This window comes from Micromonospora sp. NBC_01655 (genome assembly GCF_026339755.1).
In the GTDB taxonomy this organism is placed as follows: domain Bacteria; phylum Actinomycetota; class Actinomycetes; order Mycobacteriales; family Micromonosporaceae; genus Micromonospora.
The window spans coordinates 4726703-4748529 of sequence record NZ_JAPEQF010000001.1; the positions used below are offsets into that span (position 1 = coordinate 4726703).

Genomic DNA, 21827 nt, shown 5'->3' on the forward strand with positions numbered 1-21827 from the left:
GGACCGACCGGCGGATCAGGTCGTCCGCCCCGGCGGAGCGGGCTCCCGCCGACCGGCGCCGAGGACGGTGCGCAGGCCGTCGGCGAAGGTGCGCCGCCAGTTCACGTAGTCGTGGCCGCCCCGGTATTCGGCGTAGCTGACCTGGTGGCCCCGCGCGACCAGCAGGTCCCGGAAGCGGCGGCTGACCGAGAGCTGGTCGAGCTGGCCGGGCCGGGGGCAGGTGTTCTCCCGGTCCCCCACGTCCAGGTAGAACCGCACCGGCGCGGCCGGCCACCCGGCGTACGCGCGGGTCAGCCACTCCCGCTCGGCCGGTTCCGCCGACGCCGGCCACCAGAAGCTGCCGGACTGGGCGATGACCGCGCCGAACGCGCCGGGCTCGGCCAACGCGACGTACGCGGCGGCGAGCCCGCCCAGCGACGAGCCGGCGACGACCCGGCGGGCGGGGTCGTCGGTCACCGGCCAGCGGCGCCGGGCCCAGGGCAGCAGATCCCGGGTGACGAACGCGCGCAGCGCGGCCGACGGGCGCAGTTCGTCGATCCGGCGCGTCCCACTGGAGGCGGTGACGAAGAGCGCCATGGTCGGCGGGATCCGGCCGGCGGCGATGAGGTTGTCCAGGGTGGTGGGGACGCGCAGCAGCGCCCGGGCCAGGTAGCCGTCGAAGACCACCAGCAGCGGCAGCGGCCCGTCGGCAGCGGCGGCCGGCCGGTAGACCGCGACCCGCCGCCGCCCGCCCCACGCGGTGGTGCGCACGCTCGCGCTCAGCAGGGTGCCCCGTGGCACGCCGGGGCGGGGCCGGCTCCACGGATCGTCGGGCGCCCGCGGCAGCTCCAGCAGGGACGCCCACAGCTCCCGGTCGTTGGGGTCGGCGGGGTCGGCCGGGAAGCGGAACGGGTGGTGGTTGAGCGGGTCCAGGTGGGTGGGGCCCCGGCCGGTCGCGTCGGTGGGCAGGTCGGTCGCGCCGTGCCGGAGGAAGTAGATGGTGTGCAGGTCCAGCGGCAGCCGCTCGGAGCCGTGCCACACGTCGGTTCCCGGCACCCGGCGCAACGGCAGGTTGATCCCCCAGCCGGTGCTGGTCTGCGCGGCCTCGCCGCGCCACAGGAAGGTGACCAGGGCGCTGTCGCTGTCGACCCGCTCGACCAGCGGGGTGCCCCGGTCGGCCACCTCCCGCCAGAACTCGGCGAGCACCGGGGCGCCGTCGGCGCTGAGGTCGTGCAGCAGGCGGTCGATGCGGGGGCTGGTCTCCGGCACGGCTGGTCCCTGTCTGGTCGATCCGGTCGAAGGTGCGGGTGGTCGCGCGCGGTGGTGGATGGTCGGTCGGTTCCGGCGGCGGGGCTGGGGACGGTGCACGTCGCCGTCCCGCCGCCGGCACCGGCACGCCCCGTGGCGCGCCGGTCGGCCCCGGCTTCAGTTGCCGCTGGGGTTGCTCGCACTGGTCGTCTCCACCTTGTCCAGCTTCCGGATGACGATCTGCTCCACGGTTCTCACCTCCCTCCGAGGGGGTCGGGACGGGCCGCGCCCGCCCGGTGACCGGCCGACCGACCAGCCACCGGACGCGCTCCGGGCGCAGCACGTGCGGCAGGACCCGGCCGGAGCCGGCGACCTCGACGCTCATCGGCGCGCCCCCCGGCCGGCGACGACCGCCGCCTCGACGGGTGTCCCGCCGCAGCCCGCCGGGCAGCTCGGGTGCGGCGGGTGGGCGATGAGGAAGTGCTGGTCGGGGGCGACCAGGTTGATCCCCTGGAGCTGACCGGGCCGGACGGCCGGCACGCCGGTCAGCAGGGCAGTCGCCAGGTGGGCGGCGAGGTGCCCGGAGAGACCGGCCGAGGACGCGCTGACCGCGCTGCTGCTCTCCCGTTCCACGGTGTACTCGGCGGCCGGGTCGTCGCGGCAGCGTTTGTCGTGCTCGGCGAGCCAGAAACACTCGTAGCACGGGCCCACCCGGGGCAGGTACGCCGCCGCCGTCACCACCGGCCCGTGGTACCCGGCGTCCACCCAGGGGGTCGCGGTGCCCAGGCACACCCGGTTGGCCCAGGCCCGGATGGCGCCCGGCCGGTCGGCGCAGAGCAGCAGCACGTCGCAGCCGGCGACCAGCCGTAGCAGGTCACCGGGCCCGCGCACCTCGGACCGCTCGCCGGTGACCTCGATGTCGGAGTTGAGCCGGCGCAGCCGGGCCACCGAGGCGTCCACCTTGGGTCGACCGATGTCGTCCTCGACGTACATGGTCTGACGGTTGAGGTTGGACAGCTCGACCACGTCGGGGTCGACGCAGTGCAGCCGGCCGACCCCGCCGGCGGCCAGGGCGAGCGCGGCGGCCCCGCCGGTGCCGCCCAGCCCGAGCACGACCGCGCGGGCGCGCTTCAAGGCGAGCTGCGGCTCCCACGAGGTGGCGCGCGGAACCAGGTCGATCCAGCGGTGGAACCGCCGCCCGCGATCGTGGCGCTCCCGGTCGCGGTCGGTGAGTTCCGGCGGGTCGGGGGCCGCCGCGTCGTCGAGGTACCCGGCGGCGGCGAACTGGTCGAGCGCGGTACGGACCGCACCGGCGTTCTCGCCCGGGTGCGCGGCGAGCACGTGCCGGACGATCTCCTCGGCGCTGCGGGTGCCGTCGGCGGCGCACAGCGTCGTCCAGATCGCGCCGGTGGCATCGAGCACCTCGGCCGCGATGCCGTAGACCGAGCCGCCCACCCGGACCCGACCGCCCGGCAGCCGGTGCAGGCCGTGCTCGGGTTTGACCTGGGGATACCATCCGGACGTCGCCAGTGCCATCGATCCTCGCCCCCGAACGGCAGATCGCTGTCCCGAGGATCAGACTGGCGGAGCCGAGCCGGCAACGCAACACCCCGGGGCCGAACGGTTACCGATCGGTACCCCGCCTTCGGTCGGGGTGGGTCAGAGGGGCCGGGGCTGGGGCTGGTCGGGGGGCATGGGGACCTGGAGGTAGGTGGTGCCGCGCAGGTCCAGCCAGGCCCGGTCGGGCGCCCGGACCAGGCGCAGCATCACCGCCGCGCAGGCCGGGCAGCGGGCGACCAGGCCGGGGGCGTGCGGGTAGACGTGCAGGCCGGCCAGCGGGCCGGTCATGCCGCACGACTGGCAGCGCCCGGTGGCGGCGCTCAGGTCGACGGCGAACAGCTCGCGCAGCGGGCCGTCGAGCATGTTGCCGTCCAGGTAGGACATCTCGGTCATCGGGTCTCCTCGGCAGGGTCAGGGCCGGATCGGCTGGTGCCGGCCGCGCCCGGCGGCTGGCGACCGGCCGGCCCGGCCTTCGGGTCAACCGGTCGGGCCGAACCGTTCGGTGCGGACCCGCCGGGGCTGGTGGCCCAGGCCCACCAGCAGGTCCGCCACGGTCTCGACGAAGCCGGTCGGCCCGCAGACGTAGCAGAGCGGCTCCAGGTCGGGCGGCCAGCCGTGGGTGTTCACGTCGGCGAGCCCGATCCGGTGCGGCTCGCCCCGCCACCCGTCGGGCGCGGCCCGGGTGTACACGTACGCCACGTCGAGGCCCTGGTCGTCGCGGGCGCGGCGGCGCAGCTCCCCGGCGTAGAACACGTCGGTCGGGGTGCGCACCGAGTAGACCAGCCGGAACGGCGCCCGGCTGCCGGCGGCCCGGCGGGCCCGGACCATCGCCATCAGCGGCACCACGCCCGAGCCGCCGGCGACCAGCAGCACCGGTGCGGTCTCCGCCGGCCGCCAGACGAACCAGCCGCCGACGGGGCCGCGCACCTCCACCGGGTCGCCCGGCGCCCAGACGTCGATCAGGTACGGCGACACCTCCCCGTCGGGCACCCGCTGCACGGTCAGCGCGATGCGGTCGCCGTCGGCCGGCCCGGCGAGGGAGTACGACCGGGCGGCCTGGTACCCGTCGGACGCGGTGAGCCGGACGTCGACGTGCTGGCCGGGGAGGTGCCCGGGCCAGCCGGGCACGTCGAGGACGAGGGTCTGCGCGGTGGGCGTCTCGACCCGGCGCTCGACCAGCCGGGCCACCCGCCAGGTCAGCGGGGCGGCCAGCGGGGCGGTCAATCGCCGGCGTAGCGCTGCTCGCGCCACGGGTCGCCGTAGTCGTGGTACCCGGCGGTCTCCCAGAAGCCGGGCTCGTCCATGGTCTTGAGCCGGATGCCGCGCACCCACTTCGCGGACTTCCAGAAGTACAGGTGGGGCACCAGCAGCCGGGCCGGGCCGCCGTGCTCGGCGGGCAGGTCCCGGCCGGCGAAGCGGTGCGCCACCCAGGCCCGGCCGCCCAGCAGGTCGGCCAGCGGCAGGTTGGTGGTGTACCCGCCGTAGGAGTGGACCAGGGCGTAGGCCGCGTCGGTGTCGACGCCGTCGAGCAGGACGTCCAGCGAGACGCCCTGCCAGGTCGTCGCGAGCTTGGACCAGCGGGTGACGCAGTGGATGTCGACGGTCGGGGTGTCCTGGGGCAGGGCGGTGAACTCCGCCCAGGACCAGCGGCGCTCCGCGCCGGTCTCGGTGGTGACGACGAACTCCCACGTGTCCGGCCGCACCTTCGGGGTGGGTCCGGCGGAGAGCACCGGGAAGTCCTCGGTCAGGTACTGACCCGGTGGCAGGGCCGGCTCCGCCGAGCGGGGCCGGCCCTGGAAGCCCGGTGACACGATTCCCACGAGTCAGTCGTACCACCTGCGGGATCGCGGCGGTCCCGTTCACCCGGACCCGCCGGGGTGGTCAGTGCCGGTCGACGACGGTCTCCCTGTCGCCCGGCGCGGCGTCGCGGGTGGCCCGAAGGCTGGTGAGCGTGACGACGACCAGCACGCCGATGATCACCCCGAGCGAGGCCAGCGTGGGGATCTGCGGCACGCCCGGCCAGATCCCGTGCGCCCAGTGCAGGCCGAGCTTGACGCCGATGAAGGCGAGGATGACCGCCAGGCCGTAGCTGAGGTGCACCAGCCGGCTCAGCGCGGCGTGCAGCACGAAGTACAGCGCCCGCAGGCCGAGCAGGGCGAAGGCGTTGGTGGCGAAGACGAGGTACGGGTCCTCGGTGATGCCGTACACCGCGGGCACCGAGTCGACGGCGAAGACGATGTCGGTGGCGAGCACCGCGACCACCACGAGGGCGAGCGGGGTGAGCGCCCGACGGCCGTTCTGCCGGACGGTCATCCTCGTGCCCTGGTACTCCTCGACGACCGGCATGAACCGGCGCAGCAGCTTCACCGACCGCATCCGGTTGATGTCCACCTCCTGCTCGTGGCCGGAGAGGGCGTCGCGGAGCAGCTTGACGGCGGTGGCGATGAGGATGACCGCGAAGACCAGGAAGGCGAAGTCGAGGGTCTGTAGGGCCGCCGCGCCGAGGGCGATGAAGATCGCCCGCAGCACCAGCGCGCCGGTGATGCCGTAGAGCAGGACCCGCTGGGCGAGCACGGCGGGCACCGCGAACGCCGCCAGCAGCAGCATGAAGACGAACAGGTTGTCGACCGAGAGGGACTTCTCGACCAGGTAGCCGGTCAGGTACTCCACGCCCTGCTGGGAGCCGAACCGGGACCAGATCCAGGCGCCGAAGGCCAGCGGCAGGGCGACGTAGAAGGCGGACCAGCCGAGCGCCTCCCTGATCGACACCTCGTGCGGCTTGCGGGTGACGAGGAAGTCCAGCACCAGCAGGGCGAGCACGCCGGCGATGGTGACCGCCCAGAGCGTCGGCGTGCCCACCGACGACAACTCACCGGCAGACAGATACGACAATTCGGTCATGGGGTCCCCTCGAACACCGTGTCATGTTCGAGGTCTCCTTCACCCACCGTGTCGTGGGCAACCACCCGAGGCGCGCTCCGGGCACGCCGTACTGACCGGAATGGTTCGTGGGAAGTACTCCCCTCGTGCGACAAGGTTAGGCCAGCCTCGGCCGACTCGCCAAGCCACCATCCCGGCCGTCACCAGCGGTGATCGGGGCGGAACCGGCCGCCCAGGGATCGCGGCGAGGACGCCCGGGACGGCCCGGGCCATGCCCGCCGGGCCTCGCGGTGGTCGCGCGGGCGGACTCCCGGCACCCCACGGGACAAACACGGAACGCCTATGGTGGCCCGATGGACGAGCGCGCGAGCCACCCCGACGCGGACCGGCCGGCGGCCGGCGGGGCCGGTCCCCTGGCCGGGGTGCGGGTGGTCGAACTGGCCGGCATCGGCCCCGGCCCGTTCACCGCGATGATGCTGGCCGACCTGGGCGCCGACGTGGTCCGGGTGGACCGGACCACCGACGTCGACCCGGCGGCGTTCGGCACCCCGCACCCGGACCTGCTCAACCGGGGCCGCCGCTCCGTCGCGGTGGACCTGAAGTCGGCCGGCGGCCGGGACGCGGTGCTGGCCCTGGTCGGCCGCGCGGACGCGCTGGTCGAGGGCTTCCGCCCCGGGGTGACCGAGCGGCTCGGCCTGGGCCCCGCCGACTGCCACGCGGTCAACCCCCGCCTGGTGTACGGGCGGATGACCGGCTGGGGGCAGGACGGTCCGCTCGCCCCGTACGCCGGGCACGACATCGACTACCTGGCGCTGACCGGGGCGCTGCACGGCATCGGCCGGGCCGGTGAGCGCCCGGTGCCGCCGCTGAACCTGCTCGGCGACTTCGGCGGCGGCGGGATGATGCTGGCCCTGGGCATCGTCTCGGCCCTGTACGCCGTCCGGGCCGGCGCGCCCGGGCAGGTCGTCGACGCGGCGGTCGTGGACGGCGTGGCGACGCTGTCCACCCAGGTCCACGCGCTGCGCCGGCTCGGCATGTGGCGGGACCCGCGCGGGGTCAACCTCCTCGACGGCGGCGCGCCGTTCTACGACACGTACGAGTGCGCCGACGGCCGCCACCTCGCCGTCGGCGCGCTGGAGCACCGCTTCTACGCGGAGCTGGTCCGGCGCACCGGCTTCCCGCTGCCCGGCGACGACGCGCCGGACCGCGACGACCCGGCGAACTGGCCGGCGCTGCGCGCGGCGTGGGCGCGACTTTTCCGCACCCGCACCCGGGACGAGTGGACGGCCCTGCTCGGCTCCTCGGACGCCTGCGTCGCGCCGGTGCTGGGCTGGCGGGAGGCACCGGAGCATCCGCACCTGGCGACCCGGAGGGTGTTCGTGGAGCACGCCGGGGCGACCCAGCCGGCGCCGGCGCCCCGGTTCTCCGGCACGCCGACGGCGCTGCGCCGGCCGCCGCCGCACCCTGGCGAGCACACCGACGAGGTGCTGGCGGAGGCTGGCCTCGCCGCCGACCGGATCGCCGCGCTGCGCGCCGCCGGCGCGGTCGCCTGAGGGCCAGCGGCCCCCGGCACGACGCCGACACCACCCGCGGCACCCGGCCGGCCGGGTGCCGCGGGTGGCCGGATCAGCCGGGTCGCCCGCTGCCGACGGGCGGTCAGGGTCGGCGCGGGGCGGCGGCCCCCGGGGCGAGCGCCGGTTCCACCATCTCCCGGTAGTCGCGCGGCAACTGGACCACGATGTCGTCGAACTCCCCGCCGGCGATTGCCTCGCGCAGGGTGACGAACACGATCCGGACCGCCTCCCGGGCGGCCCGCTCGTCGAGCCCGGCCCGCTGGCCGACCCGGGCCACGAACTCGGCCGCGCCGAACCGGTCGGCGGCCTCGGTGTCCGGGCTGGGCCGCAGGACCAGTTGCAACGGCTTCGGCAGTTGCGCCGCGAGGTCGAGCACCTCGCCGCCGGTCAGCCGCTCCGCCAGGGTCTCCAGCGTGGCCCGGGTCAGCTCCACGGCCCGCTCGGCGGGGACCGTGGCCCGCCGGGCCACCTGGTCGACGAACGTGTCGTAGTTCATGGCGGTGCTCCTTCCGCTGCCTCGGGCCGGTCGCGTACCCGCCGCGCGGGGCCGGAAACGGCGACCGGCCGGTACGCGATTGCCCGCCACGGACGGGCGTGGGCCGCCGACAGGTGGGTAACCGCGGCCGGTCGCGAACCGGATCGAACCGGCGAGGAGCCCACACCATGGCGAGTTACGACGACGTCCTGCGGTACCTGTCCAGCCTCGACTACCCGGCCGGGAAGGCCGACGTGGTGCGCGAGGCGGAACGGGAGGGCGCGCCGCCGGAGGTGTTGCGCGCGCTGCGGGCCCTGCCCCCGGTCGACTACGCCAACGGCAACGAGGTGGCCCGGTCCGCCGGGATCGACGCCGCCCCCGAGGTCGGCCGGTCGCAACGCGCGGCGCAGGCCCGGGAGCCGCACACCCGGGTCGCGCAGCACCTGCGGCGGATCTGAGCACCGCGCCGGCGCGGGCGGGTGAGGGCGCGACCGGTGCGCGGCAGGGACGGGCACACCCCGGCGGCGGTCCAGCTCGCCGTGCTCGGGCTGGCCGGCGGGCTGGGCGGCGGCCTGTTCGCGCTGGTCGGCCCGCCGTCGCTCGGCCCCATCGTGGGCTGGGACACGGCCGCGCTGAGCTGGCTGGTGCTGGTCTGGCGCACGCTGTGGTCGTCGGACGCCGAGCGGACCGCCCGGCTCGCCGTCCGGGAGGACCCGAATCGGCCCACCCGCGACCTGCTGCTGCTGGTCGCCTGCCTGGCCAGCCTGGTCGCCGTCGCGGTCGTGCTGGTCACCGCGCACAGCGCCCGTCCCGGGCCGCCCCGGGACGCCTACAGCGCGCTGGGCGTGGCCAGCGTGCTGCTGTCCTGGCTGGTGGTGCACACCGTCTACACCGCCCGGTACGCCCGGATCTACTACGGCGGACCCGACGGCGGGGTGGTGTTCCACCAGGTGGAGCGCCCGCGCTACTCGGACTTCGCCTACCTGGCGTTCACGGTGGGAATGACCTTCCAGGTCTCCGACACGAACCTGACCAGCAACGAGATGCGCACGACCGTGCTACGGCACGCGCTGGTGTCGTACCTGTTCGGCGCGGTGATCATCGCCGCGACGGTGAACCTGCTGGCCGGACTGGTCGGCTGAGCGGGTCGGAGACAGGCGGGCGCCCCGGGCCACGAACCGCGACCCGGGGCGCCACGCAGAACCTGTCTCCCGACGGAAACCGCGACCCGAACCGGATCGCACCGCCGGGCGGCCCCCCGCCCACCCGAACCGGGCGGACTCGACTGCCGAGATCATCATAGCGTCTGCCATCGTACTTACGGTCAGATTTCGAGGAACTGTGCGCCGGCACACGTTCAGCCGGCCAGCTCGGCGTACCGCTTCTCCAGGTCCACCCGGGCCAGCGCGCCGACCAGCCAGGCCAGCCGCTCCGACTCGCCGCTGCCGGCCAGCCGGGCGAGGTCGGACGCGGACCGCCCCAGGCCGAGCCGGCGGGCCGCGGCGAGCGCCCGCCGGTCCGCCACCGGGGCCACCTCCCGCCACAGCGCCTGCGCCTCGCGCAGGAACAGGTCCACCACCTCGGCCTCGACCCCGGGCAGCTCGGCCAGCAGCACCCGCTCGCCGGCCGGGTCGTGGTGCGCCGTGGCGCGCAGTCGACGAAGGTCGCCCCGGTACCGCTCCACCACGGCGCGGGCGAGGTCGCCCAGGGTGTCGGCGAGGGCGTCCACGTCGCCGCGCTGCCCGGTCGCCCGCAGCACCCGCACCCGGTCGGCGTGCAGCGAACGGGCCATCCGGGCCGCGCTGTCCCAGCCGGCGTCGCGCAGCGCGACGGCGGTGTCCACGGCCCGCCGGAAGTCGCCCCGCCGGGCCAGCAGGACCGACAGGACGAGGAGCTGGAACAGGTTGGACGGGTTGTTGGTGACGCGGAACCCGTACTGCTCGGCGAACCCGCGCCCGCTGCCGGCGAGCCGGCGTACCATGCGCTTCTTGTCCTCGATGCTGGAGATCGTGGTGGTCGGCATGCCCGCGACTACCCGCGCCGCCGGCCGCCACGCCTGCGCCCCGGGGCAGGCCGGCCCCGCCCGGGCTCAGGCCCGGACGTCGCCGTGCCGGGTGCGGGCCTTGAGCCGGGTGGTCGGCAGCGCGGGCGCCGGCAGCGGCGGCGCCCCGTCGTCGGCCACCGTCCCGAAGCGCGGGTCGCCGGCCATCCAGTCCTCGCGGGCCGCGGCGACCTCCTCGTGCGACCGGCCGACGAAGTTCCACCACATCACCAGCGGCTCCTCGAACGGCGCGCCGCCGAGCAGCAACAGCCGGCTGCCCGGCGCCGCGCCCAGGGTGAGGCTCTCCCGGCCGGCGCCGAGGTAGAGCAGCGCGCCCGGCTCCAGCGGTACCTCACCCACCTGGGCGGAACCGGACATCGCCAGCAGGCCGTACTCGAAGTCGCGGCGCAACGGCAGCCGGGACGGCGCCGCGCCCCGGGCCGTGAGCTGGGCGCCGACCAGCGGGGTGTGCAGCGCCGCCGGGGACCGCTCCCCGCCCAACTCGCCGGCCAGCAGCGTGACGTCGAGGCCGCCGTCGCGCCACACCGGCAGGTCCGCGTGGTGGGCGAAGTCGGGTGCCGCGGCCCGCGCCGGGTCCGGCAGGGCCACCCAGAGCTGTACGCCGTGCATCACCGGCGGATGCGCCGCCGGCGACCGCTCCGAGTGGGCGATGCCGTGGCCGGAGGTCATCACGTTGAGCTGCCCCGGCCGGATCGGCTGGACGTTGCCGAGGCTGTCCCGGTGCACGATCTCCCCGTCGAGCAGCCAGGTGACCGTCTGCAACCCGGTGTGCGGGTGCGGCGGAACCTCCATCCCGGGCCGCTCGGCGACGTCGTCCGGCCCGAAGTGGTCGACGAAGCACCAGGCCCCGACCATCCGGCGCTGGCGCTGCGGCAGCAGCCGGCGCACCGTCGTGTAGCGGCCGAGCGGCACGTCGTGCCCGGGCAGCAACACGCTGCCCGGATCGGTGGCCGCCACACCGGGCGGTCGCGTCTGTGCCGGCAGGGATTCGGTACGGTCCACCGCCCGACTGTACGCTCAGGCCCTCTCGATGGTCACCGCGTTCGCCCCGGCCACCAGGTCGACGCTGCGCTCCCACTGCGGTCCCCGGCAGGGAACCGCTGGCTCCAGACGCGCAGACGCCGCTGGCCGGTCCCCGGGGTGTCGGGGACCGGCCGGCGGCGTTGTTCGGTACGGGTCAGCTGTTCCAGTGTTCGGCGACGAGGTCGGCGGCCTGCTGCTCCCACTGCGCGTACGCGTCGGGGTAGGCCGACACCTGCACCGTCTGGGCGGCCTCGGTCAGCGGCATGTCCCGCCACCCGTCGACCTGCTTCAGGCCCTTCAGGAACGCCAGGGTCGAGTGCTCGGGGTCGGTGATCTGCTCCGGGGAACCCCAGCCGCTGGAGGGGCGCTGCTGGAACAGGCCCAGCGAGTCGTGGTCGTTGCGGTCGCCCAGGTGGCCCAGGTTCTCCAGCTTCGACTCCTGCAACGCGGTACCGACCGAGATGACGGCGGCCCGCTCGTCCAGGCCGGCCTTCTTCGTCGCGGCGATGATCGCCTTGACGTTGGCGGTCTGCTCACCGTCAAGCGTGATACGCGACTGCTCGCCCCGCACGCCGTGCGGGATCAGCTTGCCCTTGTCCACGCCCGGCTTGTCGACGCCCGGCTTGTCGGCCTGCACGGCGACCGCCTTCGGGGCCGACTCGACGGCCGGGGCGGCGTGGCCGGTGGCCGGACCGGCGAACACACCACCGGCGAACGCGAGACCAGCGATACCGAGAACGCTCTTACGCATGATCGTGTTCATGGGGGTGACTCCAATTCGGGGGTCGACACACCCCACCCCGGGGAGGGCAGGCGTGTAAGCACCACATCGAGGCGCCCAAGAAGATCAAGGGGGGGGACGGCACCGGCCTGCGAAGGCTCGTGGCGCCGGGTCCAGATGTAACGACCGACAGCCGGCCCGCATTCCATCCCGGGGGAGATGCGCTCGGGCAGCTCAGCAGCATGCGCTACTCGATCGTCCGCCATGTGTAACGCCCCCACCCACCCCCATGTTCCACCCCCACCATGCCCCCGCTCACACCCCCACCCACCCCACCCCGGCCCTACGCGGTGATCAAGAGGTTTGCGCCGGCATCCGGGCACAAACCTGACGCAAACCTCTTGATCACCGCCGCCGGACGTGGGGGCACGGGGCGAGGCGGGGCTGCACGGGGCGGGGCGGGGCGGGGCGACGTCTCCGGGTTCAGTGCTCGGGCCCTGCTCGCCAGGACCCGCTGCGGTAGATGGTCCCCCGGTACTCACGCGCCCCACCGAACTCCGGCCCGGCAGACGGCGACGCCTCCGCGTCCGACGCGCGGACAGCGTCGACCGGGGAGAGCGGGGAGGGCGGGGAGGGCGGGGAGGGCGGGGCGACAGGGGCGGCAGGGGAGGGCGGGGCGGCAGGGGCGTCGACCGCCCGTCGGGCGGCGCGGGCACGCCGTACCCGGGTGACCACGAACCAACCGAGCGCCGCCGCGCACACCACGATGACCACGTTCTGGAACGTGCCGACGTAGCCCTCGACGACGTGCCAGTTCTCCCCCAGCAGATAGCCCGCCATCACGAAGATCGTGTTCCAGATCAGGCTGCCCAGGGTCGTGTACAGCAGGAAGGTCGGCACCGGCATCCGTTCCACGCCGGCCGGAATCGAGATGAGGCTGCGGAACACCGGGATCATCCGGCCGAAGAACACCGCCTTGACGCCGTGCCGGAGGAACCACGCCTCCGTCCGGTCGACATCGTCGAGCTTGACCAGCGGCAGTCGCGCGACGATGGCGCGCATCCGGTCCCGGCCCAGCATGGCGCCGATCGCGTACAGGGCGAGGGCACCGACCACGGAGCCGAGGGTGGTCCACCCGATCGCCCCGACCAGGCTCATCCGTCCCTGGCTGGCGACGAAACCGGCCAGCGGCAGGATCACCTCGCTGGGGATGGGCGGGAACAGGTTCTCGAGCGCGACTGCCAATCCGGCTCCGGGACCACCCAGCCGTTCGACCAGACCCGTGACGAACCCCACCGGTCCGTCGGAGCCAGGCTCGGGACCGGCGGCGACCGTACGGGGGAAGGGCAGGAGCGGCTGCGTGCTGATCATCTGACAAAGTTAATGACCGTCTTCGCCGACCGCCATGCCGTCACCCGCCGCGTCGCCGCCGCATTCGTCGGCGCAGCGGTGCGGCTCGGGTGCCGTGGGCGTCGATGCCGGCCAGAGCGGGCGGACGGGGGGACTCGGCTCCCGCCCAGGACGGATACGGTGGCCGGGTGTCCCCTTCGTCGCCCTGGCCGTGGTACGGGACGGTCGGGTGGCGGTGGGGACGCCGGCGCGCTGGGCCGAGGGCGGTCAGTCGTCCTCGTCGCCGCGCACCTGACCGTACCCGGTGAGCAGGTCGCGGAGCCGGTTCACCACCGCCGCGCCGATCCGGTCCCGCTCGGCCGCCTCGATGACCCGTTCGCGCAGGTCCGCGAGCCGCTTGACCCGGTCCTTGGGCTTGCCGCGGTTCAGCTCCTCGGCCTTGTCACGCAGTTCGTTGGCGGTCTTCCGGTCGATCTCGCCGCGGGCCTGTGCCTCGTCGACCACGGCGATGAACTCGGCGGCCAACTCGCGCAGGCTGGCCGGCCGGTTCCGCGCGGTGGTCGAGGGCACCGGGATCGGCGCGGTGGTGGTCCGCGCGGCCGACGCCGCCGTCGGCCGGGGGGCGGCAGTGGTTGCGCCGGGCGCTGCGGCCGGCGGGGTCGCAGAGTCGTCGTCGAGGACGAGCAGTCCGATCAGCCCGACGAGCAGCGCCACTCCGGCCGCGAGGAGGACGCCGAGCGAACGGTTCCCGCGCCGCGACCGCCCGGGCGGGGCATCCGACGACGCGCCCGGCCACGACGCGGCCGAAGGCGACGCCGACGCGGAGAACGGCGAGGCGGCCGAAGGCGAGGCGGAGAACGGCGACGCGGCCGAAGGCGACGTGGACCGGGTCGCCCGGCCGGGGGTGAAACGGGTGGCGCGGTCGACCATGGTGGGCGGGTGCGGGGCGGCCCGCGGCACGACGGGCAGGAGCGCGGTGGGTGGTTCCGCCGGCGGTGCCGCGCCGAGCCGGGCGGCCAACTCGGCGGTGGTGGGTCTGCGGGCCGGGTCGGCGTCCAGGCAGGCGAGCGTGAGCGCGGCGATGTCCGGGGGCAGCCCGGTGACCCGCGGCGGCGACACCGGCGGGCGCCGGGCGTGCACCTCGACGGCGTCCTCCCAGGTCTGCACGGGCAGCGGGGTGGCACCGGTGAGGGACTGGTAGAGCAGCGCGCCGAGGGCGTAGACGTCGCTGGCCGGGTTCGGCGGCCCGGGGCTCATCCGCTCGGGCGCGAAGTACGCGGGGGTGCCCATCACCAGCTCACCGGTCTGGCCGCCGGGCGATCCGGCGAGCGGGTGGCGCGGGCCGGCGAGCGCGGCGATGCCGAAGTCCAACACCTTGGCGCCGGTCTCGGTGAGCATGACGTTGCCGGGCTTGACGTCCTGGTGCACCACGCCGATGCGGTGCGCGGCGGCCAGGGCGGCGGCCACCTGCCCGGCCACCCGGACCGCCTCCGGCCAGGGCAGTGGGCCGGCGGTGAGCCGGTCGGCGAGGCTGTGCCCGTCGACGAGTTCCATCACCAGGTACGGCAGCACGGTGCCGGCGGCCAGGGCGGCCTCGCCGTAGTCGTACACCTGGGTGACGTGCGGGTGGGTGAGCCGGGCGGCGGCCCGGGCCTCGCGCTGGATGGTGGCGCGTAGCTGCGGGTCGGCTGCGGGCTGTCCCGCGAGCGCCTTGACCGCGACGGGACGGTGCAGCACCTCGTCGTCGGCGCGCCACACCTCGGACATCCCGCCGAGGCCGATGCGCTCGCGCAGGACGTACCGGTCGTGCAGCCGTAGGCCAGGGGTGAGCGGCGACATGATGGTCCAGTCTGCCTGCCGGCCGGGGCCGGACACCAGCCGCGGTGCCCGGGCCCGCCGGGATGTCCGGATACTGGCGGTGCCCCGGATCGGCGGCCCCGGTGCGGGGCACGCCGGGGACGGTCAGGGTTTGCGGGCCACGGCCCCGTACAGGCTGACGTCGCCCGCCGAGGGCCGGGGCTGCGGCTCCGCGTCGGCGCGCCACTCGGCGGCGGAGACGATGCCCGGCTCGACCACCTCCAGGCCGTCGAAGAACCGGGTGAAATCGGCCAGGTCGCGCAGGTGGATCGCGCCGTACTCGCCCCCGTTCCTCGTCGCCGCCCTGGCCTCCTCGGCAACCTGCGCCGGGAGGTGGTCGTAGGTGGCGTGCGAGGCGGCCAGGTGGCTGCCCGGGGGCAGGGCGTCCAGCAGCCGGCGGACCAGCGCGTACGGCTCGTCCGGGTCGGGCAGGAAGTGCAGGACCGCCACCAGCATCAGCGCCACCGGCTGCCCGAGGTCGATGGTGCGCCGCAGGTCGGGGTGGGTGAGGAGCTTCTCCGGGTCGCGCAGGTCGGCGTCGATGTAGGCGGTGGCGCCCTCGGGCGCGCTGGTCAGCAGGGCCCGCGCGTGGGCGAGGACGATGGGGTCGTTGTCGACGTACACCACCCGGGTGTGCGGGGCGACGGCCTGGGCGACCTCGTGGGTGTTGTCGGCGGTGGGGATTCCGGTGCCGATGTCGAGGAACTGCCGCACGCCGGCCTCGCGGGCGAGGTAGCGCACCGCCCGCTGGAGGAAGCGGCGGTTCTCCAGGGCGGTGACGCGGATGGTCGGGAAGACCTCGGCCAGCGCGTCCCCGGAGTCGCGGTCGGCCTGGAAGTTGTCCTTGCCGCCCAGCCAGTAGTTGTAGCGGCGGGCGGGATGCGCCACCGAGGTGTCGATCCGGTCGCTGGGGTGGGCGGGGCCGGTCGGGGCACCGGGGGCATCGGTGGTCAAGGCTCCTCCATGACTCTGTGCCGACCTCAACGCCGACTTCCGTCCACTGTCGCCGGTCCCGATCATGGTAGAGGCTCCCCGGGCCGGCTCCGCGCCAGGGAACCCGTCACCGCGGGTAGAGCTCGTCACGCAGCCGGGCCAGCAGCTCCGGCGTCCGCTCCGGGGGCTCGGCCTCCACGCAGAGGCGTTCCATGGCCGCCGCGTAGTAGTCGAGGTCCTCGCGCTTGTCGAGGTAGATCGCGCTGGTGAGCTGCTCGATGTAGACGATGTCGGGCAGGTCCTGGTCGCCGAAGCGCAGGATGGTGAAGGCGCCGCCCGCCGCGGCGTGCCCGCCCGCCGCGAACGGGATGATCTGCAACCGCACGTGCGGCGACCGGGTCGCCTCGATCAGGGCGGTGAACTGGCCGCGCATCACCTCGGGGCCACCGATCGGCCGGCGCAGCGCGGCCTCGTCGACCACCGCCCACAGCTGGGGCGGCTGCGGGCGGCGCAGCAACTCCTGGCGCTGCATGCGCAGGCCCACCCGCCGGTCGACCTCGTCCGCGTCGGCGCCCCGGTGGCCGAGCAGGACGACCGCCCGGGCGTACTCCGGGGTCTGGAGCAGGCCGGGCACGAACTGGACCTCGTAGCTGCGGATCAGCGCGGCGGCCGCCTCCAGGCCCAGGTAGGACTGGAACCAGGACGGCAACACGTCGCCGTAGCGGTGCCACCAGCCCGGGCTGTTGGCGTCCCGGGCGAGCTTGAGCAGGGCATCACGCTCCTCGGGGTCGGTGACCCCGTAGAGGCTGAGCAGGTCGGCGACGTCGCGCTCCTTGAAACCGACCCGGCCCAGTTCCATCCGGCTGATCTTCGATTCGGAGGCCCGGATCTCCCAGCCGGCGCCCTCCCGGGTCACCCCGGCGGACTCGCGCAGCCGGCGCAGCTGCGCGCCGAGCAGCATGCGCAGCACGGTCGGGCCGGTGGCCGGGCCACCCTCCGTGGGAACCATCGTCACGCGCCGACCTCCGCTTGCCCGCCTCCGTCAACCGGGCCCCACCCCGGCCGACGTGTAAGCATGCCATGGACCGACAGTGAGGTGAACCCGCCCGAGGGGGGTTTTGGTCCCATCGACGGGACGGAACCAACCGGTTACGCTGGGTCAGGCGATTAGGTCGTCGAAGTCCCCGTCCCGGGCGCCGAGCACGAAGGCGGCGATCTCGTCCACCGTGTAGATGAGCGCCGGGCCCTCCGGGTGGCGCGAGTTGCGCAGGGCGATCCCGGCGCCACCGGGGAGCTCGGCCAACTCGACACAGTTGCCGCTGGGGTTGCTCCTTCGACTCTTCTGCCACTTCAGCGGGGGGAGGTGCGCGGCGGGAACGCCGTTGTGGGGCTGCTGCATGGGGGCGTCTTTCTCTTCGAGCGCCTGCCTATGCCGCGGGGAGGAGCGGTGCTGGCGAGAGGGAACGGGTCACGGACGATTTTGCTGCACGTGCATCTGCTATTGCATCTGCACCGGACAGCGAGCATGATAACGCACGTGCGGTGTACCCATTCGTTCACTTTGGGTGACGCGAATCGGGGCCGCACCAGGGAAAACGAGAGCGCGCAGAGGCGCCGGCCGGCACCGGACGGGGCCGGCGGGCGGACGGGGCGAGGGGAGAGTTCGTGCCGGATCCGTTGACCATCGCGTCCGGCATCTCGGCCGCCGGGGCCCTCGTGTCCGCGTGGCAGCTACGCCGCCGCGCCCTGCTGGCCGAGGCGGAGATCGAGCACCTCCAGGCGGAGCTGGCCGCCGAACGGCACGCCGCCAGCCACGATCCGCTCACCGGGCTGCCCAACCGGCGGGCCTTCTTCCGGCTGGCCGCCACGCTGCTCACCGACGCCGCCGGCCAGCCGCTGATCGCCGTCGTGCTCGACCTGGACAACTTCAAGCAGGTCAACGACCGCTACGGGCACGCCGCCGGGGACCGGGTGTTGATCAGCGTGGCAGAGCGGCTGGCCGCGTTCGCCGGGGACAACCTGGTGGCCCGGCTCGGCGGCGACGAGTTCGCCGGCCTGCTGACCAGTCCGACGGTCGACCGGCGGTGGATCGAGCACTCCTCCCGCCGGCTCTGCGAGGCGCTCGCCGCGCCCATCCCGCTCAACGGTCTCAGCCTCCGGGTCACCGCCTCGGTGGGCCTCGCCCCGGTGACCGGCCCCGCCCAGCTCACCGAGGCGCTCGATCGCGCCGACGCGGCCATGTACCGGGCGAAGAGCGTCGGCGCGTCCCGCCCCACCCGCCAGCTCGTGGACAGCGCGTACCTCGCCGAGTGGTGAGGGCCCCGGCGGGTACGGCAGCGCGGGGTCAGCGCCAGCCGTAGCCGGCGCGCAGAGCCTGGCCGACCCGGTCGAAGCGGGGCCGGTCCAGCACCGCGCCCTCGCGCCGGATGCTGTCCTCCCGCATGGTGAGCACCCGGTCGAGCCGCACCCAGCTCGGCCGGTTGTCCCGGTCCCAGGCGCCGGGGCCGAGGGAGAGCCAGTGCCGCTGGCCGTCCCGCTCGCCCTGGCTGGACAGCATCAGGCCGAACAGGGTGCGGCTGGACCGCCCGACGACCAGGACCGGCCGGTCCTTGCCCTGCCGGGGGTCGTCCTCGTAGGGGACCCAGGTCCAGACGACCTCGCCCGGGTCGGCCTGCCCGTCGGGCTCCGGGGCGTAGCTGAGCTCCCGGCGCTGCAACGCCGCGACCTGCCGGCGTCGCGCGACCTGGGCCGGAATCGGACCGGGGGTAGGCGTCGGGGCGGCCCCGCGGGTCACCCGCCCCAGCCGGGACGCCACACTCCTCAACAGACCTGCCACAGCGGGCAGCCTAACCCCTCCCCCGGCCGACCGGCGACCCGCGTCGGCGGGGCGGAAAGCGGTGGACGCGGACGGCCCGACCCGCGACGATGCCGTCGTGACCGTCCCGCCACGCCAGATCCGCGCCCGGTACACCGCCGGCACGCTGACCGTGTACCAGGCGTACCCGCCGGAGATCGCCGGGCCAGCGGTGGCGGCGGGCCGATTCGTGCCCCCGTTCAAGCGGGACCGGATGACCTGGATCAAGCCGTCGTTCCGCTGGATGATGTACCGCTGCGGCTGGGCCCGCAAGCCGGGCCAGGAGCGGGTGCTCGCCGTCGAGATCAGCCGCGCCGGGTTCGAGTGGGCCCTGGCGCACGCCTGCCTGAGCGGCTACGAGCCCGGCCTGCACGCCGACCGGGACGGCTGGGCCCGGCGGCTGCGCACCAGCCCGGTCCGGGTGCAGTGGGATCCGGAGCGGACCGTGCGGGCGCAGCCGCTGCCCCACCGGTCGCTACAGGTGGGCCTGGCCGGCGAGGCCGCCCGGCGGTACGTCGACGAGTGGATCGTCGGGATCACCGACGTCACCGCGACGGCGCACGCGATCCGGGCGGCGCTGGACGCGGGCGACGACGCCTCGGCCGAGGCGTTGCTCCCCGCGGAGCGTCCCTACCCACTGCCGACCGGGGTGGGCGACGCGGTCGCCGCCCACGCCGACTGACGGCCGGGCAGCGCCCACCGGCTGGCCTGCGAGTCCCGCGCACTCCGGCTGACGGCTGGCCCCGACGACCTGCCGGTCATCGAGCGGCGCGCGGTACGGCTGGTGGTGCTCGACGCCGACCGGCGGCTGCGCCACGTGCAGGACGAGGTCGTCGTCGCGGTACGACTGGACGGCCCCGGCCCGGCCCGGAGGTCGACGGGACCGACCGAGCGGGAGGGCTGCTTCGGGTTCCGCGGGTTCCGCGGGTGGCCGGTCGCCGACGTCGTCAGCAGCCGGGAGCGGTTCTATCCCGGCCGCGTACGCGATGCCGTGGCCTGGCTGGCCGGTGACGCGGGGCAGGGCCATTGCCTGGTCGTGGGTGCCCGGTCGGCGGGGAACCGTGGCCCGGGCGGAACTGTGGGCGGCGGTCGATGATGTGCGGGGGCGGTGCCTATGGAGCTGAGTCGTTGACGTCATCACCGTCGGTCGGGCCACCACCGTTCGCGGTTACCCACCACCCCGTCGGGGTCCTGGCCGACGGGCGGGGCCCGGGGTCGCCGATGGCGGCGGGCGTGGCCGATGTCGTATCCGACTCAGCTCCACAGGCCCTCGAGCGGTGGTCGTGTGGACCGGCCCGGGCGGGCACAGTGGAGGCTTGACATCCTCCCCGTCCTAAAGGACGGGGATTCCCGTGGTCGCCCTCAGGTGTTCCTGCTTCACCGACAGCTGCCCCGAACGGAGGTTCCCCCGTTGAGGTCTTACACCGTCTCCACAGGCGGTCACCGCCAGCCCGGCGGCCAGAATGTTACGGGCGGCGTTGACGTCGCGGTCGTGGACGGTGCCGCACCGGCACGTCCACGACCGTACGGTCAGCGGTATCCGCTCAGCGCGGGCACCGCACGTCGAGCACAGTTTCGAGCTGGGGAACCAGCGGTCCACGACCACCAGGTTCCGGCCGTACCAGTCGGTCTTGTATTCGAGCAGGGTGCGGAACTGCCGCCAGGCCGCGTCGCTGATCGCGCGAGCCAAGCTGTGGTTCTTGACCATATTGCGAGCCAGGTGCCGCAGCGCCTGTTGCAACGGCACGGACGACACCTCGTTGAGGAACGCCAGCCCGTTGTAGACCAGCCGGACACACCCGAACGTCCGCGTGAGCTCCGCCGCCTGCGCGTCGCTCGGGTGGAAGCGGTACTTGAACGCCCGCTTCACCCCACGACTGACCATGACTCACAAGCTAGCCGGCCAACGATTGAACCTTGCAGTGACACGGATGGACGCCTATCCGCCTTGCCGGCGGATCGGCTTTTCCTGCCCTGCTCCGCAGGAGTTCCGTTTCCTCCCCGGCCTGAAAGCCGGAGTATCCACGGAAGGAATCCGATGACGACGAACCTCCACGGCCCGCTGGCCCGCTACGCCGCCCGGCTGCACGGCTCGGTCGGCGACCGGCACCACGTCGCGTCCCCGCTGGGCGCCTGGCTGCTGCTCGCGCTGGGCGGCTCGACCGGTCCCGACCGGGACGCCGACGGTCTCGCCGACGCGCTGGGCACCGACCCGGCGACGGCGGCGCGGACGGCCGCCGCGCTGCTCGACGCCCCGCACCCGCTGGTGCCGGCAGCCACCGCCGTCTGGCACCGGCCGGACGCGGACACCGACGCGCTGGCCGCCTGGCGGGGCACCCTCCCCCGCGCCACGCAGACCGGCCCGCTGCCGGACCAGGCCGGCCTGGACGCCTGGGCGCGCAGGCACAGCGCGGGTCTGCTCGACAGGTTCCCGCTGACCCGCTCGTCCCGCGTCGTGCTCGCGCTGGCCTCGGCCGTGGCCACCCGGATCTCCTGGGCCGACCCGTTCGACCTCGCCCCGGCCACGGCGCTGGGGCCGGACAGCCCCTGGGCCGGGCGGCTGACCCGGGTGCTGCGCACCCCGGGATACGGGCACCGGGCCTGGATCGCCGCGACGCCGGAGGCCGGCGACGTCGCCGTGCACGCGGCGGCGGCCGGACCGGGGGCCGGGACCGCCGGGCCCGGGGCCGGGGCCGGGCTGCTGGTCGTGTCGGTGGCCGCCGCGCCCGGGGTCGCCCCCGCCGACGTGCTCGCCGCCGCGTACCGGATCGCCGCCGACGCCGACGCCGACGAGCCCGCCGGCCGGCGGTCGCTGTTCGACCTGCCGCTGGGCGCCACGCCGCTGTGGACGCTGCGCGAGGAGACCGTCCGCACCCACGCCCGCGACGGCCGGCAGGAGCGGCACACGGCGGCGCTGCCCTGTTGGTCGGCCCGCGACGAGCACGACCTCGCCGGGCCAGGGCTCGGGTTCCCCGCCCTCGCCCGGGTCCTCGCCCCGCTGGTCGGGGGCACCGAGGTCGAGGCACGGCAGGCCGTCGTCGCCCGGTACAGCCGGTACGGGTTCGAGGCCGCGGCCGTGACCGCGGCGTTCGCGGCGGTGAGCCTGCCCCCGGAGGGGGTGGCCCGCACCGCCGAGCTGCGCTTCGGCCACCCGTACGCGGTGGTGGCCGTCGCCACCGACCGGCGGGGCGGCGGGGTGGGCCCGTGGCACGGGGTGCCGGTCTTCTCCGGCTGGGTGGCCGAGCCCGACGACGTTGCCGAGGGCGAACTCGCCGACCCGCCCGTGGCGTAGGCCCCGTACCCGGCCGGCG

At 74.9% G+C, this 21827-nt stretch carries 24 protein-coding genes; 7 read left to right on the top strand and 17 right to left on the bottom strand.

Going from position 1 to position 21827, the window contains the following annotated elements; all coding sequences use genetic code 11:
- Positions 1 to 15: 15 nt before the first annotated feature.
- The 6 genes from OOK41_RS21510 to OOK41_RS21535 form a co-directional block, all read right to left on the bottom strand.
- The gene (locus OOK41_RS21510; RefSeq protein ID WP_266266477.1) at positions 16 to 1248 is read right to left on the bottom strand and encodes an alpha/beta hydrolase-fold protein; all 1233 of its coding nucleotides are present in this window, start codon (positions 1246 to 1248) and stop codon (positions 16 to 18) included.
- 360 nt (positions 1249 to 1608) lie between these two features.
- A complete protein-coding gene (locus OOK41_RS21515) occupies positions 1609 to 2763 on the bottom strand; it encodes a ThiF family adenylyltransferase (RefSeq protein ID WP_266266478.1) in 1155 nt (384 codons plus the stop codon).
- A gap of 123 nt (positions 2764 to 2886) precedes the next feature.
- Positions 2887 to 3180: a DUF6510 family protein gene (locus tag OOK41_RS21520; protein ID WP_266266479.1), complete on the bottom strand. Its 294-nt coding sequence runs from the start codon at positions 3178 to 3180 to the stop codon at positions 2887 to 2889.
- Between the two features lie 84 nt (positions 3181 to 3264).
- Positions 3265 to 4011 carry a ferredoxin reductase gene (locus OOK41_RS21525; protein ID WP_266266480.1) on the bottom strand — a complete coding sequence of 249 codons (747 nt, stop codon included), beginning with the start codon at positions 4009 to 4011 and terminating at the stop codon, positions 3265 to 3267.
- Positions 4008 to 4598: a sulfite oxidase-like oxidoreductase gene (locus tag OOK41_RS21530; protein ID WP_207892685.1), complete on the bottom strand. Its 591-nt coding sequence runs from the start codon at positions 4596 to 4598 to the stop codon at positions 4008 to 4010. The genes OOK41_RS21525 and OOK41_RS21530 overlap by 4 nt, the downstream gene beginning before the upstream one ends.
- Before the next feature lie 70 nt (positions 4599 to 4668).
- A complete protein-coding gene (locus tag OOK41_RS21535) occupies positions 4669 to 5688 on the bottom strand; it encodes a TerC/Alx family metal homeostasis membrane protein (RefSeq protein WP_117667696.1) in 1020 nt (339 codons plus the stop codon).
- A gap of 332 nt (positions 5689 to 6020) precedes the next feature.
- On the opposite strand from OOK41_RS21535, the gene OOK41_RS21540 reads away from it, so the two are divergent.
- Positions 6021 to 7220, top strand: coding sequence for a CaiB/BaiF CoA-transferase family protein (locus OOK41_RS21540; RefSeq protein WP_266266481.1), 1200 nt, complete (start codon positions 6021 to 6023; stop codon positions 7218 to 7220).
- A gap of 103 nt (positions 7221 to 7323) precedes the next feature.
- Here OOK41_RS21540 and OOK41_RS21545 read toward each other — a convergent pair whose 3' ends face one another.
- Positions 7324 to 7737 (bottom strand): DUF2267 domain-containing protein, encoded by a 414-nt coding sequence (locus tag OOK41_RS21545; protein WP_266266482.1) that lies wholly within the window; start codon positions 7735 to 7737, stop codon positions 7324 to 7326.
- 167 nt (positions 7738 to 7904) lie between these two features.
- Between OOK41_RS21545 and OOK41_RS21550 the strand changes: the two genes are divergently transcribed.
- Positions 7905 to 8174 (top strand): DUF2795 domain-containing protein, encoded by a 270-nt coding sequence (locus tag OOK41_RS21550; protein WP_117667702.1) that lies wholly within the window; start codon positions 7905 to 7907, stop codon positions 8172 to 8174.
- Between the two features lie 36 nt (positions 8175 to 8210).
- Entirely contained in the window at positions 8211 to 8858 is a 648-nt protein-coding gene (locus OOK41_RS21555) for a DUF1345 domain-containing protein (RefSeq protein ID WP_266266483.1), read from the top strand.
- A gap of 215 nt (positions 8859 to 9073) precedes the next feature.
- Here the strand turns inward: OOK41_RS21555 and OOK41_RS21560 are convergent, their stop codons facing one another.
- From OOK41_RS21560 to OOK41_RS21595, 8 genes are all read right to left on the bottom strand, one after another.
- Entirely contained in the window at positions 9074 to 9739 is a 666-nt protein-coding gene (locus tag OOK41_RS21560) for a hypothetical protein (protein ID WP_117667704.1), read from the bottom strand.
- 66 nt (positions 9740 to 9805) lie between these two features.
- Complete coding sequence (locus OOK41_RS21565; RefSeq protein WP_117667705.1) at positions 9806 to 10780, bottom strand: pirin family protein; 975 nt, start codon at positions 10778 to 10780, stop codon at positions 9806 to 9808.
- 175 nt (positions 10781 to 10955) lie between these two features.
- Positions 10956 to 11564, bottom strand: a complete 609-nt coding sequence (locus OOK41_RS21570; RefSeq protein ID WP_266266484.1) for a hypothetical protein — start codon at positions 11562 to 11564, stop codon at positions 10956 to 10958.
- A gap of 441 nt (positions 11565 to 12005) precedes the next feature.
- On the bottom strand, positions 12006 to 12893 hold the full coding sequence (locus OOK41_RS21575; RefSeq protein WP_323136204.1) for a DedA family protein: 888 nt from the start codon (positions 12891 to 12893) through the stop codon (positions 12006 to 12008).
- A 246-nt stretch (positions 12894 to 13139) separates the two neighbouring features.
- Positions 13140 to 14711 carry a serine/threonine-protein kinase gene (locus OOK41_RS21580; RefSeq protein ID WP_266266485.1) on the bottom strand — a complete coding sequence of 524 codons (1572 nt, stop codon included), beginning with the start codon at positions 14709 to 14711 and terminating at the stop codon, positions 13140 to 13142.
- Between the two features lie 123 nt (positions 14712 to 14834).
- Positions 14835 to 15683 (bottom strand): SAM-dependent methyltransferase, encoded by an 849-nt coding sequence (locus OOK41_RS21585; protein WP_266266486.1) that lies wholly within the window; start codon positions 15681 to 15683, stop codon positions 14835 to 14837.
- A 106-nt stretch (positions 15684 to 15789) separates the two neighbouring features.
- Positions 15790 to 16677, bottom strand: coding sequence for a helix-turn-helix transcriptional regulator (locus tag OOK41_RS21590; RefSeq protein ID WP_117667802.1), 888 nt, complete (start codon positions 16675 to 16677; stop codon positions 15790 to 15792).
- Positions 16678 to 16821: 144 nt separating this feature from the next.
- Positions 16822 to 17061 (bottom strand): DUF397 domain-containing protein, encoded by a 240-nt coding sequence (locus OOK41_RS21595; protein WP_117667803.1) that lies wholly within the window; start codon positions 17059 to 17061, stop codon positions 16822 to 16824.
- Positions 17062 to 17327: 266 nt separating this feature from the next.
- Here OOK41_RS21595 and OOK41_RS21600 point away from each other — a divergent pair, with 266 nt between their 5' ends.
- Positions 17328 to 17978 carry a GGDEF domain-containing protein gene (locus OOK41_RS21600; protein ID WP_117667804.1) on the top strand — a complete coding sequence of 217 codons (651 nt, stop codon included), beginning with the start codon at positions 17328 to 17330 and terminating at the stop codon, positions 17976 to 17978.
- A 28-nt stretch (positions 17979 to 18006) separates the two neighbouring features.
- On the opposite strand, the gene OOK41_RS21605 is transcribed toward OOK41_RS21600, so the two are convergent.
- Positions 18007 to 18498, bottom strand: coding sequence for a type II toxin-antitoxin system PemK/MazF family toxin (locus OOK41_RS21605; protein ID WP_266266487.1), 492 nt, complete (start codon positions 18496 to 18498; stop codon positions 18007 to 18009).
- Between the two features lie 97 nt (positions 18499 to 18595).
- On the opposite strand from OOK41_RS21605, the gene OOK41_RS21610 reads away from it, so the two are divergent.
- Together OOK41_RS21610 and OOK41_RS21615 are read left to right on the top strand one after the other, a co-directional pair.
- On the top strand, positions 18596 to 19198 hold the full coding sequence (locus tag OOK41_RS21610; protein ID WP_117667816.1) for a DUF4291 domain-containing protein: 603 nt from the start codon (positions 18596 to 18598) through the stop codon (positions 19196 to 19198).
- 102 nt (positions 19199 to 19300) lie between these two features.
- On the top strand, positions 19301 to 19612 hold the full coding sequence (locus tag OOK41_RS21615) for a hypothetical protein (protein ID WP_266266488.1): 312 nt from the start codon (positions 19301 to 19303) through the stop codon (positions 19610 to 19612).
- Positions 19613 to 19849: 237 nt separating this feature from the next.
- Here the strand turns inward: OOK41_RS21615 and OOK41_RS21620 are convergent, their stop codons facing one another.
- Positions 19850 to 20401, bottom strand: a complete 552-nt coding sequence (locus OOK41_RS21620) for an RNA-guided endonuclease TnpB family protein (RefSeq protein WP_266266489.1) — start codon at positions 20399 to 20401, stop codon at positions 19850 to 19852.
- Positions 20402 to 20554: 153 nt separating this feature from the next.
- On the opposite strand from OOK41_RS21620, the gene OOK41_RS21625 reads away from it, so the two are divergent.
- Positions 20555 to 21808 carry a hypothetical protein gene (locus OOK41_RS21625; protein WP_266266490.1) on the top strand — a complete coding sequence of 418 codons (1254 nt, stop codon included), beginning with the start codon at positions 20555 to 20557 and terminating at the stop codon, positions 21806 to 21808.
- The last annotated feature ends 19 nt before the right edge of the window (positions 21809 to 21827 follow it).

What these genes read in the sequence shown, in the direction of transcription:
- OOK41_RS21515 (WP_266266478.1), bottom strand. Translation starts at nt 2,763, where the DNA reads ATGGCACTGGCGACGTCCGGATGGTATCCCCAGGTCAAACCCGAGCAC.
- OOK41_RS21520 (WP_266266479.1), bottom strand. Translation starts at nt 3,180, where the DNA reads ATGACCGAGATGTCCTACCTGGACGGCAACATGCTCGACGGCCCGCTG.
- OOK41_RS21535 (WP_117667696.1), bottom strand. Translation starts at nt 5,688, where the DNA reads ATGACCGAATTGTCGTATCTGTCTGCCGGTGAGTTGTCGTCGGTGGGC.
- OOK41_RS21540 (WP_266266481.1), top strand. Translation starts at nt 6,021, where the DNA reads ATGGACGAGCGCGCGAGCCACCCCGACGCGGACCGGCCGGCGGCCGGC.
- OOK41_RS21545 (WP_266266482.1), bottom strand. Translation starts at nt 7,737, where the DNA reads ATGAACTACGACACGTTCGTCGACCAGGTGGCCCGGCGGGCCACGGTC.
- OOK41_RS21550 (WP_117667702.1), top strand. Translation starts at nt 7,905, where the DNA reads ATGGCGAGTTACGACGACGTCCTGCGGTACCTGTCCAGCCTCGACTAC.
- OOK41_RS21560 (WP_117667704.1), bottom strand. Translation starts at nt 9,739, where the DNA reads ATGCCGACCACCACGATCTCCAGCATCGAGGACAAGAAGCGCATGGTA.
- OOK41_RS21570 (WP_266266484.1), bottom strand. Translation starts at nt 11,564, where the DNA reads ATGAACACGATCATGCGTAAGAGCGTTCTCGGTATCGCTGGTCTCGCG.
- OOK41_RS21575 (WP_323136204.1), bottom strand. Translation starts at nt 12,893, where the DNA reads ATGATCAGCACGCAGCCGCTCCTGCCCTTCCCCCGTACGGTCGCCGCC.
- OOK41_RS21580 (WP_266266485.1), bottom strand. Translation starts at nt 14,711, where the DNA reads ATGTCGCCGCTCACCCCTGGCCTACGGCTGCACGACCGGTACGTCCTG.
- OOK41_RS21595 (WP_117667803.1), bottom strand. Translation starts at nt 17,061, where the DNA reads ATGCAGCAGCCCCACAACGGCGTTCCCGCCGCGCACCTCCCCCCGCTG.
- OOK41_RS21620 (WP_266266489.1), bottom strand. Translation starts at nt 20,401, where the DNA reads ATGGTCAGTCGTGGGGTGAAGCGGGCGTTCAAGTACCGCTTCCACCCG.
- OOK41_RS21625 (WP_266266490.1), top strand. Translation starts at nt 20,555, where the DNA reads ATGACGACGAACCTCCACGGCCCGCTGGCCCGCTACGCCGCCCGGCTG.